Here is a 738-nt window from a genome sequence, read left to right as displayed (position 1 = left end):
GCCGGCCTTGCCGCGCAGCGGCTCGCTGGCGTCGATGGAATTAATCGGCGTGCCATCGATGGCCACGATCAGGTCGCCGGCCTGCAGCCCGGCCCTGGCCGCCGGTGTGCCGTCGATCGGCGACACCACCTTCAAGGTGTTGTCCTTCTGCTGCAGCACCTCCACGCCGATCCCTTCGTAGGCACCGTTGGTCTGCTCGTCAAAGGCTTCGGCGTCTTCCTTGTCGAAGTAGGTGCTGTGCGGATCCAGCTCCAACAGCAGGCCGCGTACGGCCGACTGCATCAGCTTCTTGTCATCGACCGGATCCACATAGGCTGCGCGCACGGCGTTGTAGACGCCGACAAAACGCCGGATCTCATCCAGCGGCACGCGTGAGGTGACCGATTCCTTGGCATCCGGATCGTCCGCCTTGGACGCCTTGTCCGGGTCGCTCTGGGCAAGCGCCAGGGCCGGTGACAGGGCCAACAGCAGGGCAGCAGCAAGACGGGCTACACGCATGAACCACTCCATGAGAAAACAGATGCGCAGCAAACACGCAGGTCCCGATTATGCGCGAAGCATGGCTAAATTCCCGTTGAATCCGCGCGAACGCCGGCAGCGCCGCTCAGCCGCGGTTACTGCCGCTGCAGCCAGGTCGAAGGGTCCACCGGCTGGCCGTTGCGGCGCAGTTCAAAGTACAGCGCGGTCACGCCCTGGCCGCCGGAGTTGCCGACCTTGGCCACCGCATCGCCGCGCTTG

At 65.0% G+C, this 738-nt stretch carries 2 protein-coding genes; both read right to left on the bottom strand.

Features of this window, described 5'->3' with window-relative positions:
* A partial coding sequence (locus ABB27_RS18275) for a S41 family peptidase (RefSeq protein WP_152984684.1) occupies positions 1–498 on the bottom strand: 498 nt, incomplete at its 3' end.
* 116 nt (positions 499–614) lie between these two features.
* On the bottom strand, positions 615–738 hold a 124-nt coding region (locus ABB27_RS19485), incomplete at its 5' end, for a peptidoglycan DD-metalloendopeptidase family protein (protein WP_152984683.1).

The organism is Stenotrophomonas terrae (genome assembly GCF_001431465.1).
In the GTDB taxonomy this organism is placed as follows: domain Bacteria; phylum Pseudomonadota; class Gammaproteobacteria; order Xanthomonadales; family Xanthomonadaceae; genus Stenotrophomonas; species Stenotrophomonas terrae.
Note: the sequence above shows the minus strand (reverse complement) of the source record. Positions and strands in the feature narration are given on the sequence as shown.